Source organism: Paenibacillus crassostreae, from assembly GCF_001857945.1.
GTDB lineage: Bacteria > Bacillota > Bacilli > Paenibacillales > Paenibacillaceae > Paenibacillus_AQ > Paenibacillus_AQ crassostreae.
The window spans coordinates 4,385,315-4,401,391 of record NZ_CP017770.1; the positions used below are offsets into that span (position 1 = coordinate 4,385,315).

16 protein-coding genes are annotated in these 16,077 nt (G+C 39.3%); 9 read left to right on the forward strand and 7 right to left on the reverse strand.

Annotation, left to right across the window (positions count from 1 at the left end; all coding sequences use genetic code 11):
• Positions 1 to 39 precede the first annotated feature (39 nt).
• Positions 40 to 1,791, forward strand: coding sequence for an ABC transporter ATP-binding protein (locus LPB68_RS20330; RefSeq protein ID WP_068655556.1), 1,752 nt, complete (start codon positions 40 to 42; stop codon positions 1,789 to 1,791).
• Between the two features lie 59 nt (positions 1,792 to 1,850).
• Here the strand turns inward: LPB68_RS20330 and LPB68_RS20335 are convergent, their stop codons facing one another.
• The gene (locus LPB68_RS20335) at positions 1,851 to 2,294 is read right to left on the reverse strand and encodes a DUF441 domain-containing protein (protein ID WP_068655555.1); all 444 of its coding nucleotides are present in this window, start codon (positions 2,292 to 2,294) and stop codon (positions 1,851 to 1,853) included.
• Between the two features lie 21 nt (positions 2,295 to 2,315).
• The gene (locus LPB68_RS20340; protein ID WP_068655553.1) at positions 2,316 to 3,296 is read right to left on the reverse strand and encodes a YpdA family putative bacillithiol disulfide reductase; all 981 of its coding nucleotides are present in this window, start codon (positions 3,294 to 3,296) and stop codon (positions 2,316 to 2,318) included.
• Between the two features lie 120 nt (positions 3,297 to 3,416).
• Between LPB68_RS20340 and LPB68_RS20345 the strand changes: the two genes are divergently transcribed.
• Together LPB68_RS20345 and rsgA are read left to right on the forward strand one after the other, a co-directional pair.
• Positions 3,417 to 4,082 (forward strand): HAD family hydrolase, encoded by a 666-nt coding sequence (locus LPB68_RS20345; protein WP_232510184.1) that lies wholly within the window; start codon positions 3,417 to 3,419, stop codon positions 4,080 to 4,082.
• A 409-nt stretch (positions 4,083 to 4,491) separates the two neighbouring features.
• Complete coding sequence (rsgA, locus tag LPB68_RS20350; protein ID WP_068655548.1) at positions 4,492 to 5,571, forward strand: ribosome small subunit-dependent GTPase A; 1,080 nt, start codon at positions 4,492 to 4,494, stop codon at positions 5,569 to 5,571.
• A gap of 81 nt (positions 5,572 to 5,652) precedes the next feature.
• Here the strand turns inward: rsgA and LPB68_RS20355 are convergent, their stop codons facing one another.
• The 5 genes from LPB68_RS20355 to LPB68_RS20375 all read right to left on the reverse strand — a co-directional run bounded on the left by LPB68_RS20355 (position 5,653) and on the right by LPB68_RS20375 (position 8,594).
• Positions 5,653 to 6,279 (reverse strand): FMN-dependent NADH-azoreductase, encoded by a 627-nt coding sequence (locus LPB68_RS20355; protein ID WP_068655546.1) that lies wholly within the window; start codon positions 6,277 to 6,279, stop codon positions 5,653 to 5,655.
• Positions 6,280 to 6,420: 141 nt separating this feature from the next.
• Positions 6,421 to 7,266 (reverse strand): DUF4097 family beta strand repeat-containing protein, encoded by an 846-nt coding sequence (locus tag LPB68_RS20360; RefSeq protein ID WP_068655544.1) that lies wholly within the window; start codon positions 7,264 to 7,266, stop codon positions 6,421 to 6,423.
• Entirely contained in the window at positions 7,263 to 7,826 is a 564-nt protein-coding gene (locus LPB68_RS20365) for an HAAS signaling domain-containing protein (RefSeq protein WP_068655542.1), read from the reverse strand. The genes LPB68_RS20360 and LPB68_RS20365 overlap by 4 nt, the downstream gene beginning before the upstream one ends.
• Positions 7,819 to 8,148 carry a PadR family transcriptional regulator gene (locus LPB68_RS20370; protein ID WP_068655540.1) on the reverse strand — a complete coding sequence of 110 codons (330 nt, stop codon included), beginning with the start codon at positions 8,146 to 8,148 and terminating at the stop codon, positions 7,819 to 7,821. The genes LPB68_RS20365 and LPB68_RS20370 overlap by 8 nt, the downstream gene beginning before the upstream one ends.
• A gap of 206 nt (positions 8,149 to 8,354) precedes the next feature.
• On the reverse strand, positions 8,355 to 8,594 hold the full coding sequence (locus LPB68_RS20375; protein ID WP_068655538.1) for a hypothetical protein: 240 nt from the start codon (positions 8,592 to 8,594) through the stop codon (positions 8,355 to 8,357).
• 452 nt (positions 8,595 to 9,046) lie between these two features.
• Here LPB68_RS20375 and LPB68_RS20380 point away from each other — a divergent pair, with 452 nt between their 5' ends.
• The 6 genes from LPB68_RS20380 (at position 9,047) to LPB68_RS20405 (ending at position 16,019) form a co-directional block, all read left to right on the forward strand.
• Entirely contained in the window at positions 9,047 to 9,784 is a 738-nt protein-coding gene (locus tag LPB68_RS20380) for a hypothetical protein (RefSeq protein ID WP_082865598.1), read from the forward strand.
• Between the two features lie 85 nt (positions 9,785 to 9,869).
• Complete coding sequence (locus LPB68_RS20385; RefSeq protein WP_068655534.1) at positions 9,870 to 10,586, forward strand: HoxN/HupN/NixA family nickel/cobalt transporter; 717 nt, start codon at positions 9,870 to 9,872, stop codon at positions 10,584 to 10,586.
• A gap of 159 nt (positions 10,587 to 10,745) precedes the next feature.
• On the forward strand, positions 10,746 to 11,549 hold the full coding sequence (locus LPB68_RS20390) for an SDR family oxidoreductase (protein WP_068655532.1): 804 nt from the start codon (positions 10,746 to 10,748) through the stop codon (positions 11,547 to 11,549).
• Between the two features lie 166 nt (positions 11,550 to 11,715).
• The gene (hrpB, locus tag LPB68_RS20395) at positions 11,716 to 14,274 is read left to right on the forward strand and encodes an ATP-dependent helicase HrpB (protein WP_068655530.1); all 2,559 of its coding nucleotides are present in this window, start codon (positions 11,716 to 11,718) and stop codon (positions 14,272 to 14,274) included.
• Positions 14,249 to 15,391, forward strand: coding sequence for an acyltransferase (locus tag LPB68_RS20400; protein ID WP_068655528.1), 1,143 nt, complete (start codon positions 14,249 to 14,251; stop codon positions 15,389 to 15,391). Before hrpB ends, LPB68_RS20400 begins: the two co-directional genes overlap by 26 nt.
• 19 nt (positions 15,392 to 15,410) lie before the next feature.
• The gene (locus tag LPB68_RS20405; RefSeq protein ID WP_068655526.1) at positions 15,411 to 16,019 is read left to right on the forward strand and encodes a sugar O-acetyltransferase; all 609 of its coding nucleotides are present in this window, start codon (positions 15,411 to 15,413) and stop codon (positions 16,017 to 16,019) included.
• The last annotated feature ends 58 nt before the right edge of the window (positions 16,020 to 16,077 follow it).

A 16,077-nucleotide genomic window follows, 5' to 3' on the forward strand; every position in this document is an offset into this window, starting at 1 on the left:
TTAAGATCCGTTATCATTTTGAAGGGGGAGCTGTAAAAGTTGAAGCCATGGAAAGCTTATTTCGTATTTATTAAACCATATATGAAATTAATTATTATTACGCTGATTATTGGGATGATAAAGTTCAGTATTCCATTAACTTTACCAATGATCATGAAATATGTAGTCGACGATTTATTAGTAGGGGATTCACCTCTTTCGATTCAAGAAAAAGTATCGCAATTGATGAAAATTCTTGGTGGAGCGTTAGTACTATTCGTCATCATTAGGGGACCAATTGAGTATTATCGACAATATTTCGCTCAACTCATTACCAATAAAATTTTATTTGATATTAGGAATCGTCTGTATGCTCATTTGCAAAAGTTATCGCTGAGATATTACCAGAATACAAAGGTTGGTGAAATTATCTCTCGATTCATCAACGATGTGGAGCAGACCAAGAATATTGTAGAAGTAGGCATGATGAATATCTGGTTGGACATGTTTACACTTGTGTTCGTATTAATCGTTATCTTCTATTTGAATCCTATGTTGGCTTTGGTGGCTATTGCTATGCTCCCTCTGTATGCGATTGCAGTGAAAATATTGTATAAACGATTGAAAAAGCTTACGAAAGATCGTTCACAAGCTTTAGCGGGTATTCAATCTTATCTGCATGAACGAATTCAAGGGATCTCAGTTATACGTAGCTTCACATTAGAGAAATATGATCAGAATAAATTCGAAAATACGAATGGGAATTTCCTTAATAAGGCGTTGGCTCAGACACGCTGGAATGCAATCACATTTGCAGTCATTAATACGATTACGGATATATCACCGATCCTGGTAATCGGATATGGTGGTTATCAAGTTATTCAAGGGAATCTGACACTAGGAACCTTTGTCGCCTTCTTTGGATACCTAGATCGATTGTATGCACCACTTAGACGTTTAATTAATTCATCTACTGTATTAACGCAGGCTTCGGCTTCTTTAGAGCGAGTGATGGAGTTGATGGATGTCCCTTATGATATTGTTGATGAACCGGATGCTACAATATTGGAAGGAAGAGCCACGAAGATTTCATTTGAGCATGTATGGTTCAAATATAATAACGATCATGATTGGATCTTGCAAGATATCAATCTAGATATCAGAGCAGGAGAGACGGTAGCTTTCGTAGGTATGAGTGGTGGAGGAAAGTCATCACTTATTAGCTTGATTCCTCGATTCTATGATATTCAACAAGGTGGAATCTTGGTCAATGGCCATAATATTCGAGATCTCACTTTAGAAAGCTTACGTAGTAGAATTGGGATGGTTCTCCAAGACAATTTCTTATTCAGTGGATCTGTTAAGGACAATATATTGCTCGGAAATCCGGATGCAGCGGAGGATGAGATCATAGCAGCATCAATTGCAGCTAATGCGCATGATTTCATTATGAATCTGCCTAAAGGATACGATACAGAAGTAGGAGAACGTGGTGTTAAATTATCTGGTGGTCAGAAGCAACGTTTAGCTATCGCACGCGTCTTTCTGAAGAATCCAGATATTCTAATATTGGATGAGGCAACATCAGCACTGGATTTAGAATCTGAACACCTGATTCAACAATCCTTGCAGACACTTTCTGCGAATCGTACAACGTTAATTATCGCACATCGGTTATCCACCATTACTCACGCAGATTCCATCGTTGTGCTGGAGAATGGTAGTATTACTGAACGTGGAACACATCATGAGTTGATGGGGTTGGATGGAAGTTATGCTCGATTGTACAATGTGCAGCATTTGGATAGTTAATAGGTGATGGAAATCTTAACAAAAGGCGTTCTAGCTCGTTATGCTAGGACGCCTTTTGTTTAACCCTTACCAATCAACAAAGAAAGAATACCAGCAGCGATAAGCGGACCAACAGGAACTCCACGAAATAGTGCTACACCCAACACAGTACCCACTAGTAAACCTGCTACTACGGTAGGGTTACTTCCCATGAGCGTAGCTCCACGGCCGCCGAGATAGGCAACTAGCATACCGATTGCTACGGCTAATAACGATTGCCAATGCAGGAAGGATGAAGTAATCGCAGATAGGCTCATCGTACCGCTTGCTAGTGGCGACATCACACCAATCGTAAGGATAATGATCCCAATAGTTAAACCGTATTTCTCTAACCACGGGAATACATGGGTGAAATGAGTAACGCGCAGTAGGAGCAAGACGATCATTGCAATAGTGATCGCAGAATTGTTACTTATAATTCCTAACCCAGCCATCCCCAATAAGATTAGTGACGTAATATCCATGTAACGAAACACTCCTTTAAGTTATAGCTGGCTAGGGCGAATGTGTTCAGCAATTAAACGTCCATGAACACGACCCGTCTCGATAAATACTTCATTGGCATTACTACCAGATGCGATAACACCAGCGACATAAAGCCCTGGAACAGTGCTTTCCATCGTTTCTGGATTATAGGCAGGCTTCTCCATATCTCCATTAAGTTGCACACCAGATGAAGCAAGTAACTGACGGTCTGGATGGAATCCTGTTAGTGCAAGTACAAAATCATTGTCTATGACTGTTTTTTGACCTTCATTTGTAGTTACAACCACAGTATCTTCATTAATCTCAGTTACTTTCGAATTCAGGTGAAGGCGAATACTACCTTTATTAACGAGACCCTCAAATAGTGGGCGAACCCATGGTTTAATATTGTTCGAAATTGTCTCCCCACGATATACCACAGTGACTTCTGCATCTACACGACTAAGTTCTAGAGCTGCATCCACAGCAGAGTTACTTCCCCCAATAATAGCTACTTTGGTGCCAGTATAAGGATGGGCTTCACGGAAATAATGCGTTACTTTGGGAAGTTCTTCTCCCGGAATGCCAATAAAGTTGGGATGATCGAAATAACCAGTTGCAATCACGACATGCTTACCTTCATGCTGTAGCTCGTGACCACGTTTATCTTTTGTATGAACAGTGAAAAAGCCATTCTCATGGCGTTCGATTGAAACAGCTTCCTCATAAGAAGTAATATTCAGGTTGAAGTGAGAGGCAACTTTACGATAGTACGCGAGTGCTTCATGACGAAAAGGTTTATCATTTGGTGTAGTAAAAGGAACATCCCCAATTTCTAGCATCTCAGCAGTACTGAAAAATTGCATATATGTAGGATATAGAAAGATAGAACGAACAATATGGTGCTTCTCAATAAGTTGTGTGGTTAGTCCCCGGCGGTTACATTCAATTGCTGCGGATAGCCCGCATGGACCGGCTCCTATAATGATGACGTCTTTCATAATGAACCTCCTTCGTGATGTAGCCATTAGTGTAGTTCAAACATTATAATCCTACCCTAAAAATGAATTGAATGCCAGAATGTGATATTCTTTTTGTAGCGAAGGGAGATTATGAACTTGATGATTAAGGCGATTATTTTTGATTTTGATAATACGTTAATGGACCGAGATATGACGTTTCGTAAATACGCAGAACAATTTGTGTGTGAACATTTAGATCATTTGGATCCACAAACACAAGATGTCATCGTTTCTGATCTGATCGTCAGAGATGCGGATGGATATCGGGACAAACAGGCGTTTTTTGAAGAGATGGTAGAGGTTCTTCCTTGGAAAAAACCACTTACAGCAGCTGAGATCAAAACATTTTACAATACACATTATATGACACATGCATGTCGAATGGATTATGTGGAAGAAGTGTTGGCATATTGTTCACATCGTGGTTATCTCATGGCAGTTATGACGAATGGTCAACATCAGATTCAGTATGGCAAAATGGATAATTTACAACTAAGGGATTCATTCCATACCGTGATTGTGTCAGAGGATGCCGGCATGAAGAAACCAGATCCACGAATATACCAAATGGCATTAGATCAGCTTGAGGTAGAAGCAGAACAATGCGTCTTTGTTGGAGATCATCCTGTGAATGATATCTGGGGTGCGAACCAGTTAGGGATTCGAGGGGTCTGGTTAAGACGGAATCATAAGTGGGACGATTCGCTTGGAATGAAACCTTGGAAGAGCATTGATCAATTGAATGAGTTATTGGAGATAATATAGCTACTTGACAAATGCGAAGAATGAAGCATATTATTGCAATATAAAACAGGTAAGGGAGATGATGACAATGGCCTATATGATAACTGAACAACCCAACAAATTTAATATGGCTAGTTGGACGGTCTCTTTTACAACGGGTAATATAAGAATTTGAAGTGAACTTGGTGTATAGCTATAGTTTATTCAATCTAACCGTAGGGACCGTTCTGGTTCCTGCGGTTTTGTGTCTAAGTTCATACTTAGCGAAGAAACACATCTGCATGATGTGTGATCTTCTATTTAGATTACTGCCGGAACAATATTTCGGCGGTTTTTTTGTGTTTATATTCAAAGTTCAATGCTTCCGATGTAGTTTATTCGAAGTATAGCGAGAAGTATTGCTCATAAACTTTTAGGAGGAATTTCAGATATGGATTTGAAAATGTTAGGTTGGAATGATCATTGGGAACAGCAGTGGTCAATATGTGATCGAAAAGATACCATTCCGGCACGTATCGTCGGAGACTTTGGACAAAAATACAGAGTAATAACCGAGCAAAATGGTGATACTTGGGCGGAAATGTCAGGAAAACTGCAACATGAACTAGATAGTCGTAGTTCTTTTCCTTCTATAGGGGATTGGGTGGCCGTGCAACCATTAGCAGGTGAAGATAGAGTTATTATTCAAGGGGTATTGGATAGAAAAACATGTATCTCGCGCCAAGCTGCTGGATTCGTGACGCATGAACAAATTATAGCAGCAAATGTGGATACATTGTTTCTAGTGTGCGCTCTAAATGATGATTTCAATGTTCGTAGAATAGAAAGATATCTTATTATGGCGTGGAATAGTGGTGTGAATCCAGTGATTTTACTTAGTAAGGCAGATCTATGTTCAAACATTGATGAGAAGTTAGGTTTGCTTCAAGAATCTGCAATGGGTGTGCCTGTACATGTGGTATGTGCTATAGAGAATCAAGGGTTTGAAGATGTGGATAAATATCTTACCACGGGTTCCACGGTAGCATTGACTGGCTCATCAGGTTGTGGCAAATCTACGATCATTAATTGGCTATTCGGTGCGGTTCTACAGCGTACGCAAGAAGTGCGAGAGGGTGACAGTCGTGGACGTCATACAACCACACATCGAGAATTGTTTCTACTTCCACAAGGTGCTGTAATGATTGATACGCCAGGTATGAGAGAACTTAAGCTATGGGAGGACGAAGGTGGATTATCCCTTACATTTGCTGATATAGAAGAGCTCAGAAGGAGTTGTAAATTTACGGATTGTCGTCATGAACAGGAATTAGGCTGTGCCGTTCTGCAAGCTGTATCCAATGGAGAGATCGAGGAGAAGCGTCTCTTAAATTACCATAAAACACTTCGTGAACTGAAATTTCAGGCTAAAAAAGAGGCGAAATCTAACAGTAAACAAACCAAGCGTGGTACTAAGACACATGGTACACGCCTGAAGGGCCAAGCGTTGGTAAAACAATTAAATGATTGAAATTAAAAAAACCTCCCCTATCAGCGAGATTTCCGTGAATAGGAGAGGTTCTTTATGAAGTATTATTGGTTTTGAAGAATTTTAGAATTCTGCAGCAACCTTAGTTGCTTTGTTCAATCCTGATTCAATAATTGTTGCTGCTTGATCAGGGGCTTGAGCATGTCCTTCAATGATTACAGTAGTGATATCTTGTACACCGAATAAGTTCATGTTGGATTTCATGAAGGCAACAGCCATTTCAGCAGCAGCCATAGGGCCTTCAGAATAAACACCACCACTAGCGTTTAGAAGAGCAACCTTTTTGCCAGAAAGAAGACCTACAGCGCCTTCTGCCGTATATTTAAAGGTTTTACCTGCTTGATTTAAGTAGTCAACATACGTATGAAGTACAGCTGGAACAGTCATGTTCCATAATGGGAAACCAAATACGACTTTGTCTGCTGCAATAAATTGATCTAAGTATTTCGTTACTGTGTTTGCTGCTTGTTGTTCTTCAGAAGTAGCTTCAATTCCTTGAGAAGCTTTATACAATCCTGTAATTACAGTGTTGTCATAGTATGGTAGATTCTCTGCGAATAGATCTAGTTCAACGATTTCATCATTTGGATGAGATTGTTTGTAGCTGTCCAAGAACGCTTGGTATAGTTTTACACTTACAGCCTGTTCGATGGGGCGGTTATTAGCTTTTACAAATAAGACTTTAGACATAATAATTAATCTCCTATCACTCTATATATAGTATTTACTTTCTTTAGTATAGTACCATACTAATTTGTTGCTTGTCAAAATTCATTTTAAAAAAGGATATCTCCCATATATATAGAGGAAGATATCCTTGATCATTGCTTTTTAGTTAATTCTTATATCCCCTGAAGAGGTACGAATTTTAATAAGATCATCGGTTAATCTTGGTGATTCAGGTGAATCGATATTTCCTGAGTTGGCATCCAAATCGTATGAGCCTTTAAAGTCAGGATCTACTGTTAGGTTGACCTTTCCAGAGTTGGCGGAGATATCTAATGATGAAGCACCTTTTTGTTGCAATTTAATATTTCCAGATCGAGAACTAAAAGCACCTATACCTGTGTATTCGGTTATATTCATATTGCCTGAATGAATAGAGACATCAGCATTTGCTTCAATATTAGAAGCTGTGATATTACCAGAATTCGATTTGATGACAAGCTGATCTGCGACTAGTGATCGGACTGTTAATTTACCAGATTTCACGGTGAGTTCAATATCTTTAGCGTTCAAATTGGTAACTGTTCCATTGCCTGAGTTGAAATGAAGGTCTACTTCTTGAAGTTGGTTCAAATCAGGTAAAGCTACTGTAAGCATTACTTTATGTGATTTGAATGAAATATTAATGAAGTGAATGACATCATCCACCAGATTGATTTCGAACTTTCCATTCATGGATTGGTATTGCTCCAAGTCTGTGATTACGCTATCCTCCAAAGGACCTGATATTTCAATGGTTTGACTGCCATCTGTGCTCTGAACAAATTCAATTTCAGTATTGTATTCACTATTTACTATTAATTGGCTCAGCGTATTGTCCTCGATGTTCCACTTCTTATGATATTCTGTAAGCTCATCACCAAAATTAAATTTATTTGATGCTATACCTATGAATCCTATGATGACTAAAATCAAACCGAGAATGGCAAGTCGTAACATATTTTTATTCAATTGGTTTTGCCCCCTTTAGAGATGTTAATGTTCCATTGAATGAAAGATTTACTAATGGTTATAAGCCATTTATAAGTGACATTGACGGCAATGAATAACCAAAGGCCAATCCCTATACCAGCAATGGTTGCAAATAGTTTCGCCATCGAGAATACATGATTAATAAGATATTCAGGTATGAGCATAAGTGGACTGAGTACAGCTGCGATTGCACCAGCACTTAAACCAACCCATCCAGACCATAAACCAAGGAGTACAGGAATGACTATAATATTAATGAAGAAAAGTCCCGTATAGACAAATATATTACGTGTGATGGTAACAGGCTTCTTGGAATACATCTTAATCTGTGGATCTTGGGTTGGAGATCGATCACCAAGAATTTCTTTAACTAATTGGAAAGGGTCACCAAGGCCCTGAGCAATTTGTTCTTCAGTCTTTCCGTTCTGTAATCCGTGTATAAAATGGGATTCATAATCAGTCAATAATTCTTTGCGTTCATCTTCTGAAAGCACGGCAAGGTGATTCTGCAAAATAAATAAAAACTGTTGTTTATTCATGATTAGTTCCTTCCTCAATCAAATTGGATACATTTTGTACGAAATCCTGCCATTCACTGATCATATCCGTTAAATAAGATTTACCAAGTGTCGTAATACGGTAGTATTTGCGTGGTGGACCCTCTGATGATTCTTGCAGATATGTGGTGCAATAACTATCGTTTACGAGTCTTCGTAGTAGCGGATACAGAGCACCTTCAGCAACGTCAATGTACTTCGACACAGATTGTGCCAATTCGTATCCATATTGATCTTTACGCTGAATGAGGACGAGAACGCAGAGTTCTAATACTCCTTTTTTAAACTGAATACTAACATTCATAAGTTGTTCCCTCAATTCTTGATGCGTAGTTTGAATTGTCTAGTACTGAATATTAATCATTAGTGTTAAGTAGAGTATAATATACACTACTGAATAATGCAACATACCTAAGTGTGGATAATTCAGTTTGCTAAGACAATTGAAAAGGCACCTCTCGATCAACGAGAAGTGCCTTATCTATCTAATTCGAGGTCAAAGCAATATGTTTAATAAAGCGATAATGCTAATGTGTCATCTTCGCTCTTGCTGTGAAGAATAGCTTCTGAACCCTCGATCTCGATACTAATGAGAGATTCTAAGCATTTTTTTAGGGCTCTTTTTCCACTTTGAATCTTTAGATCAAGAGTATTGCTTAGAAGTCTCAATGTTTTTTGTACCGACTGGCTACTGTCTGAGCTGAAATAAACGGGTACTAATCTGTTTTGAAAGCTAATCAACATCGTCATTGAGAACACTCCATTCGTCTTAATACATATTTATATCTTATTGAAAGTTTCTTAAGATTACCTTAAAAGGAGATTATAAATAGCTAAATAATCCATATTTAATATGAATTAGTCCAAGTTGTGAACGGTCCTAGTGCTATGATTGATAAATTATGCAATAGGGTAATAGACCCAGGACTATACTCTTTTGTGAATAACAGTAGTCCATAGTATAGTTATTATTTACATATGGGAATCAATTTCATAATTACGCAAACCTATTTAGTTGTAACTGTATATTGACAGAATGAGTCGTTCTGATCAATCTATAGACCTTATTTAAGCTGCATAAGCGATTATGAAATTGATTCATAGTTGTAGCAATTCTCGATAGAAGTTGTACATAGATAGTTATTTTTTTCATAAATGGTTGATTAATGACGGCGGATGGCCGATAAGGAGAGGATATAACGGTGATTAAGAATCCGGAATCAATTGAGGAGTTTCGTTACATAAGTTCTCAGGCTAAAGAACAAAAATTATCTGCTTATCAAGGCATACTGACATGTAGGTATGGTTATGGTAGAGCAATGGATAAGGCTAAACTCGGTGGGATTGGACGAGACTTCCTTGGAGTATATTTAGAAGATGATAACTGTCATTTTACTTTATGTAAGGGTATTGGGCAGAACATGGAAAGTGGGTATATCTCTCGATATTTAGGTGAAATGTTGATGGATTGGTTAGATACAACAGAAGATTGGTCATCACTAGGATTTCAATCGTATCTAAACAGTATTCCTCCAATGGGGGGGGATCAAGAAATATCTAACCAAGCAATGTACATTTGTGGACGGATTGAACTACCTACATTGGAACGACCTGTGGGCAGAATATGGATGGCTTGGCAAGGGGATTCGAGATTGAAATATTGGAGGGACGAACTAGAAGTGAGCCAATACTTCAAGGATACTATGATCGCTGAGGAGTGGTGGTCCGATTCTAATAAGTACTTGAGTGGGGTACCGCATGTATATCAAAGCCGATTAGAATATGGTATGCCTATGAGATTACAACTATATACAGATGGTCTTAGTGATTTGGATCCCATTAGCGATATACTTCCTAATGAACAAATTCAAATTCTTTTTGATGCTCCACATACAGGTGGATTAACTGACGATGCGGCTTTTTTGGAATTATCTTGGTGAATGTAAGGGATTTCAGATTGAAATGAATTATGGTATGGTGGAATAAAGTGATTATAATATTGAGTCAAATGAAGGAGGCGTATGCGTGGAAGCAAGTTTACTTTCGATTTTAAGTTTAGGATTTGTACTTGGTATCAAGCATGCCATCGAGCCGGATCATGTCATTGCTGTATCAACGATTGCGAGTCAAAGCAAAAAACTGTGGAGATCTTCATTAGCAGGAGTATTTTGGGGTATTGGACATACGGCAACATTATTTATTGTGGGAATCATTCTTTTACTAATGAAAGATGAAATTCCAGAAACATGGGCCTTATCCTTGGAATTTTTAGTAGGAATTATGCTGGTATACCTTGGGATTGCAACGATCCTTTCTTTTAAAAATATTCACGTGCATCAACATGATCATGACGGTGAGGAACATAAACATATCCATTCACATAAACATTATATTAAGCATGAGCATCAACAAGTACATAAAAAAGTTTCATATGTAAAATCGATGCTGATCGGTCTAGTTCATGGTCTTGCCGGAAGTGCTGCGATGGTTCTACTAACGATGAGTACAGTGGATAGTGTAGCAGAAGGTATTATTTATATACTTATATTTGGAGCGGGGACGATTGTGGGGATGTTATTCTTCACTACGATAATTGGGATTCCATTTGTGTATAGTGCCAAAAAAGTAAGTTTAAATAAAATTTTCACCCAAATTACAGGAGTCATTAGTACAGCATTTGGTATCTATTACATGTATAATTTGGGCGTAACCGAAGGGTTATTTAAACTTTGGATACAATAGTATTCATACATAATAATGGCTGTGTTGTCCTAATGAGGGATGACGCAGCCTTTTCTGCTTGAAATGTATTTTTATAGAAGTTTATTTGCTTGTTATGATTAAACATGCCTCCAATTTGGGTAGTCTTAAATATAGCTAGACTAAAAAGGAGATGTTCATATGGGACAGGATCAGATAAACTCATCACGTTTTGCCGGTCAAACAGCGATTGTAACTGGGGCTGGCTCTGGTATTGGAAAAGCAGTAGCGATAAAGTTAGTTCAGCAAGGCGCAAATGTAGCTTTGTTCGACTTGTTAGATGATCGCGCATTAGAAACAGAAACTGAAATTAATCGGATTCGTGAGGGAGCATCCCATGCATTTGACGTGGATATTGCGAATGCGAAACGAGTAGAAAAGGCAGTTCTTGAGACGGTAGAAATGTATGGTGGCGTTGATATTGTATTTGCCAATGCAGGCATCAATGGCGTGGTTGCTCCAATCGAAGATTTGAGTCTTGAGGATTGGCAGAAGACACTGAGTGTCAATCTTAACGGAACTTTTTTAACATTAAAGCATTCGATACCTCATCTCAAAAAGAATGGTGGAAGCGTCATTATTACAAGCTCGATCAATGGGAATCATACGTTCTCAAGTTTTGGGATGTCAGCATATAGTACTTCGAAGGCAGGACAGGTTGCTTTTGCCAAAATGGCCGCACTTGAGCTTGCGAAGTTTAAAATTCGTGTAAATGTTATCTGTCCAGGATCCATTTCAACCAATATTGATCAAAGTACGAAAAAAACAGATCACCTGAAGGACATTGTAATTCCTGTTCAATATCCTGAAGGGAGTCAACCTTTGGAGGATGGCCCAGGTGCTCCTGAGCAAGTAGCCAACTTAGTTAGCTTTCTAGCTTCGCATGAGGCATCTCATATTACAGGGGCACAAATCGTTATTGATGGCGCAGAATCGTTACTGTAACTTTGAACGCTTATCACTTCACTATATTCAATACTCAAAGAAACGGCTGAGCGTCCTTAATAAGAGGAACTAGCCGTTTCTTCTTGTTTATATCCCTATGATTAGAAGTACCTTCACTATATAATAAACAAGAACATTATCATCGAATTCGTTTGGAGAAGATAAAATGCATGATTTACCTATATATGATGTCTTACCGCAACTCAAAAAACAATTAAAACAATATTCTTCAGCTGTTCTTATAGCAGAACCTGGTGCAGGGAAAACTACTCGCGTCCCCCTGGCCTTACTTGATGAACCATGGCTTCAAGGGAAAAAGATAATCATGCTTGAACCACGAAGATTGGCCGCACGTTCAGCAGCACAATTCATGGCTACGCAACTCGGAGAGCGAGTAGGGGAAACAGTGGGTTATCGGGTTAGAATGGACAGCAGAATTGGGAAGACAACAAGAATTGAGGTCGTAACTGAAGGGGTTCTAACCCGGATGTTGCAACATGACCAAGAGTTAGCTAACGTAGGAATTCTGATTTTTGACGAGTTCCATGAACGTAATATTCATGGAGATCTTGGACTAGCTTTAGCCCTAGAATCACAATCTATGCTAAGGGAAGATTTAAGGATTCTGGTCATGTCGGCAACGCTTGAAGCCGAACCCGTAGCTTCCTTGCTACAAGATGCACCGATCATTCATTGTCATGGAAGACAATTCCCCGTAGATACGATCTATGTTCCTCAGCCCGTTAATAGTTCAACGGAGAAAGCCATGGCATCAACGATTAATCTAGCTTTATTGCAACATGAAGGGAATGTACTAGCTTTTCTTCCGGGTGTAGGAGAAATACGTAAAGTTAAGCGTGAGTTAGAAATGATGCCGATATCTAAAAATACGGTTATCAGAACTTTATATGGACAATTATCACTCACCGAGCAGGATGCTGCAATTCATCCTGAACCAGATGGACGACGTAAAATTGTACTAGCCACTTCTATTGCAGAGACTAGCTTAACGATTGAAGGAATACGCATTGTGGTGGATAGCGGTCTGTCGAGAACACAAGTCTTATCCAAGCGGAGTGGAATGTCTCATTTAATGACCGTGAAAGGCTCGAAGGCATCTGCGGATCAGCGAAGAGGAAGAGCAGGGCGGACGCAGTCAGGTATTTGTTACAGGTTGTGGAGTCATCAGGAGCAGGACGCTCTAAAGGAAGCTCGAACACCCGAGATCTTGAGTAGCGATCTAACATCATTAGCATTGGAAATCGCAGCTTGGGGAATACAAGACCCGAAAGAGTTACGTTGGTTGGATAGGCCAAGTGAGGTTGCATTTACTCAAGCGGTGGAGTTACTTAAGGCACTTAAGGCTGTAGATGTGGGTGGAAGGATTACCGTGTATGGTCGTGAAATGCTAAACATGGGCATACATCCAAGGATGGCTCATATGGTACTGAAAGCAATTCCACTACATTGTGGTTATTTAGCTTGTCTGATTGCTGCTTTATTACAAGAACGGGATATATTCAAAGGGAATCGAGCTAGTGAAAATTGTGATATTCAAGCTAGAATAGATTACACATTTTGGCGGAAAGGTAAGCAATTACCTAGTCTTGATGATTCAACTATAGATGAAGCAGCGATACAACGTGTAATCCAAGAGACACGCAATATACAGAGACAGGCAAGTATTCTGGATGAGTCCGATGCTGGAGTAGAGTGGAGCGGTGTACTCCTATCTTTTGCCTATCCAGATCGAATTGGGCAGTGTAGAGGGGACGGAAGATTTCTCCTAAGTAGTGGTCGAGGTGTAGAATTGTCCAAGCTGCAGCCCCTGAGTCACTCTACATATATTGTAGCAGCTGTTGTAGATGATCGAGGAACTGAAGGTAGATTGCAACTTGCCGCTAGTATAAGCGAGTCATCGTTGTATTTATATCAAGAAGAGAGCATTCAACAGCGAGATATGATTACATGGGATCGCGATTTACAGGGTGTGAAAGCTCGACGTCGTTGGATGTTAGGAAACATATTGCTTAAGGAACGGCCATTCGCTAAGCCACCAGAAGAAGACATTGCATATGCCCTACTCGATGGAATTAGGCAAGAAGGGTTACAGCTCTTACCGTGGAATAAAGTGTCGATCCAATACCGTCAACGGTTACAATTTATGCATATGCTTGTGCCAAGTGACTGGCCTGAGGTGACAGATGAAGCTCTCCTAGCTACGCTGCAAGATTGGATGCTGTTATCCATTTATGGGATGAAGAACCGAAATGATCTTCAACGTCTGCAGTTAACGAATGTTATCGAACAGAATCTTCTATCTTGGGAACAACGACGAGAGTTAGACCAGAAGGCTCCAACACATATGAACGTCCCAAGTGGTTCGCGGATACCGATCGATTATAGTGATCCGCTTCAACCGATTGTGGCTGTAAGATTACAAGAAATGTTCGGCTTAGAGGATACGCCACGTATTGGTGGGGGGCGTGTGCCTTTAACTCTTCATTTACTGTCACCCGCGCAACGACCAGTACAGGTTACATCAGATTTAGCCAGTTTCTGGAGAGGAGCCTATTTCGAAGTGAAGAAGGATCTGAAAGGTCGCTATCCCAAGCATTACTGGCCGGATGAACCCTTGGAAGCTTCAGCAACTCGACGTGTAAGACAAAAAAATAGAGAGACGCGGATAGGAGATTTCAATGTCACGCAAAGAAAGAATTTCTGAGATTGAATTATTACGTGGTTTGGCTTTTCTGGCTGTAGCATTACAACATAGTATCGCTCATTTCGCCTATGTGGAGGGTGTGAATTTTGGAGATGGTGTCTATATGACGCTGTTATTAATGTTGGCTAAATTCGCAGTCCCTGTATTTATTTTCATCACGGGAATGGTGTTATTCTATAACTATGAAGGTCCATTCAACTATCCCCAGTTTCTATTCAAAAGATTAAAGGATATCATCATTCCTTACATCTTCTGGTCATTACTTTACTTTTCATTAAGTTATGGTTGGCAACAAGGTTGGTTGGAGCAACTGTGGAAGTGGTTTCTGATGCTTTTTACTGGTAAGAATAGCTATCATCTCTGGTACGTAGTCATGATTTTTCAGTTCTATCTACTATTTCCAGTGTTCCGAGCCGTGATCTATAAAGTAAGAATGGAGCTATCATTAAGGGCTTGTATCGCTACCATCGTAGTAGTTGGATTCCTATATGTATGGCTGACAGGTCAAGTCTCATCGATTGGACAGCTGATGTCAATGATCGATATACCGTTGATTACGGCGATGTTTACGAAGTATGCAGATCGAAACTTTTTATACTTCTTTTTCTATTTCATCCTTGGAGCTTGTGCGGGGTTAAGACCTGACCTATGGAAAGAGTGGATCCGCAAAGGGTATTGGATATATGGATCTTGCTTTCTAGTCTTATTCATTTATTATGTTAACCAGGTAACGGGAAGCTTTCGAACACCTGAAGGACTACAAATTAGATTCTATGCGGTATCATTAATCCGTCCGGTGATGGTGTTTTTTCTATTGAGTTCAATTTGCGTGGTATATAGACTAGCCATGTGGATGAAGGAAACAGGTGGAAGGAGACTTAATCAAACCTTACTTTCGATCGGAAAATATTCATATGGAGCTTATCTAGCACATGCATATATGTTGCGGGTGAGTTATCATTTTGATGTGGCATGGTTTGTACACTGGCCTGTTACCTTGCGGATGTTGATTTCCTTTGTAATTTGTATTACGTTGTCATATCTCTTGATGGTGCTTCTATCCAGATTTACGTGGGGTAAATGGTTCGGTGGATTAGATAGATTGACTAATAAATAGATAGAAAAGAGTGATAACAATGAATCAAAAAGAAAGAATGTTAGCAGGGCTTCCGTATAAAGCATGGATGGACGGTTTATCAGAAGAACGAATGGAGAATAGCAAGAAAATATATGAATACAATCTGTGTCCGCCACAGGAGACAGAATTAATAGATAAAATGATTAGAAGTATACTAGGGAAAGCAGGAATTAATGTTAACATTTTGGCCCCATTTCATTGTGATTATGGTACTAATATTGAAGTAGGCGACAATTTTATGGCAAATTATAATTGTACTATTCTGGATGTGGGGAAAGTCATTATTGGAAACAATGTTATGTTTGCTCCTAATGTCTCAATATTTACAGCCGGACATCCTGTGCATGCTGATTCAAGAAATTCAGGTTATGAATATGGTATTGAGATTACGATTGGAGATAATGTATGGATTGGTGGGAACACGGTTATAAATCCAGGTGTACATATAGGCAATAATTCAGTGATCGGTTCAGGCAGTGTCGTTACGAAAGATATTCCTGACAATGTAATTGCTGTTGGAAATCCATGTAGGGTAATCAGGGAGATTACAGAGGAAGATCGATCTTATTATTATAAAGACAAAAAATTTGATGTTGAAGACTACTAAATCGCTATGTACACTAAGAGGAACGACAAGCACGCATTTAGCGAGCATGTCGTTGTTT

Bases quoted from the DNA above. Each gene is read 5' to 3' on its own strand.
- LPB68_RS20340 (WP_068655553.1), bottom strand. From the start codon at position 3,296: ATGAAAGACGTCATCATTATAGGAGCCGGTCCATGCGGGCTATCCGCA.
- LPB68_RS20390 (WP_068655532.1), top strand. From the start codon at position 10,746: ATGGGACAGGATCAGATAAACTCATCACGTTTTGCCGGTCAAACAGCG.
- LPB68_RS20345 (WP_232510184.1), top strand. From the start codon at position 3,417: ATGATTAAGGCGATTATTTTTGATTTTGATAATACGTTAATGGACCGA.
- LPB68_RS20335 (WP_068655555.1), bottom strand. From the start codon at position 2,294: ATGGATATTACGTCACTAATCTTATTGGGGATGGCTGGGTTAGGAATT.
- LPB68_RS20400 (WP_068655528.1), top strand. From the start codon at position 14,249: ATGTCACGCAAAGAAAGAATTTCTGAGATTGAATTATTACGTGGTTTG.
- rsgA (WP_068655548.1), top strand. From the start codon at position 4,492: ATGGATTTGAAAATGTTAGGTTGGAATGATCATTGGGAACAGCAGTGG.
- LPB68_RS20355 (WP_068655546.1), bottom strand. From the start codon at position 6,279: ATGTCTAAAGTCTTATTTGTAAAAGCTAATAACCGCCCCATCGAACAG.
- LPB68_RS20375 (WP_068655538.1), bottom strand. From the start codon at position 8,594: ATGACGATGTTGATTAGCTTTCAAAACAGATTAGTACCCGTTTATTTC.
- LPB68_RS20370 (WP_068655540.1), bottom strand. From the start codon at position 8,148: ATGAATGTTAGTATTCAGTTTAAAAAAGGAGTATTAGAACTCTGCGTT.
- LPB68_RS20405 (WP_068655526.1), top strand. From the start codon at position 15,411: ATGAATCAAAAAGAAAGAATGTTAGCAGGGCTTCCGTATAAAGCATGG.
- LPB68_RS20365 (WP_068655542.1), bottom strand. From the start codon at position 7,826: ATGAATAAACAACAGTTTTTATTTATTTTGCAGAATCACCTTGCCGTG.
- hrpB (WP_068655530.1), top strand. From the start codon at position 11,716: ATGCATGATTTACCTATATATGATGTCTTACCGCAACTCAAAAAACAA.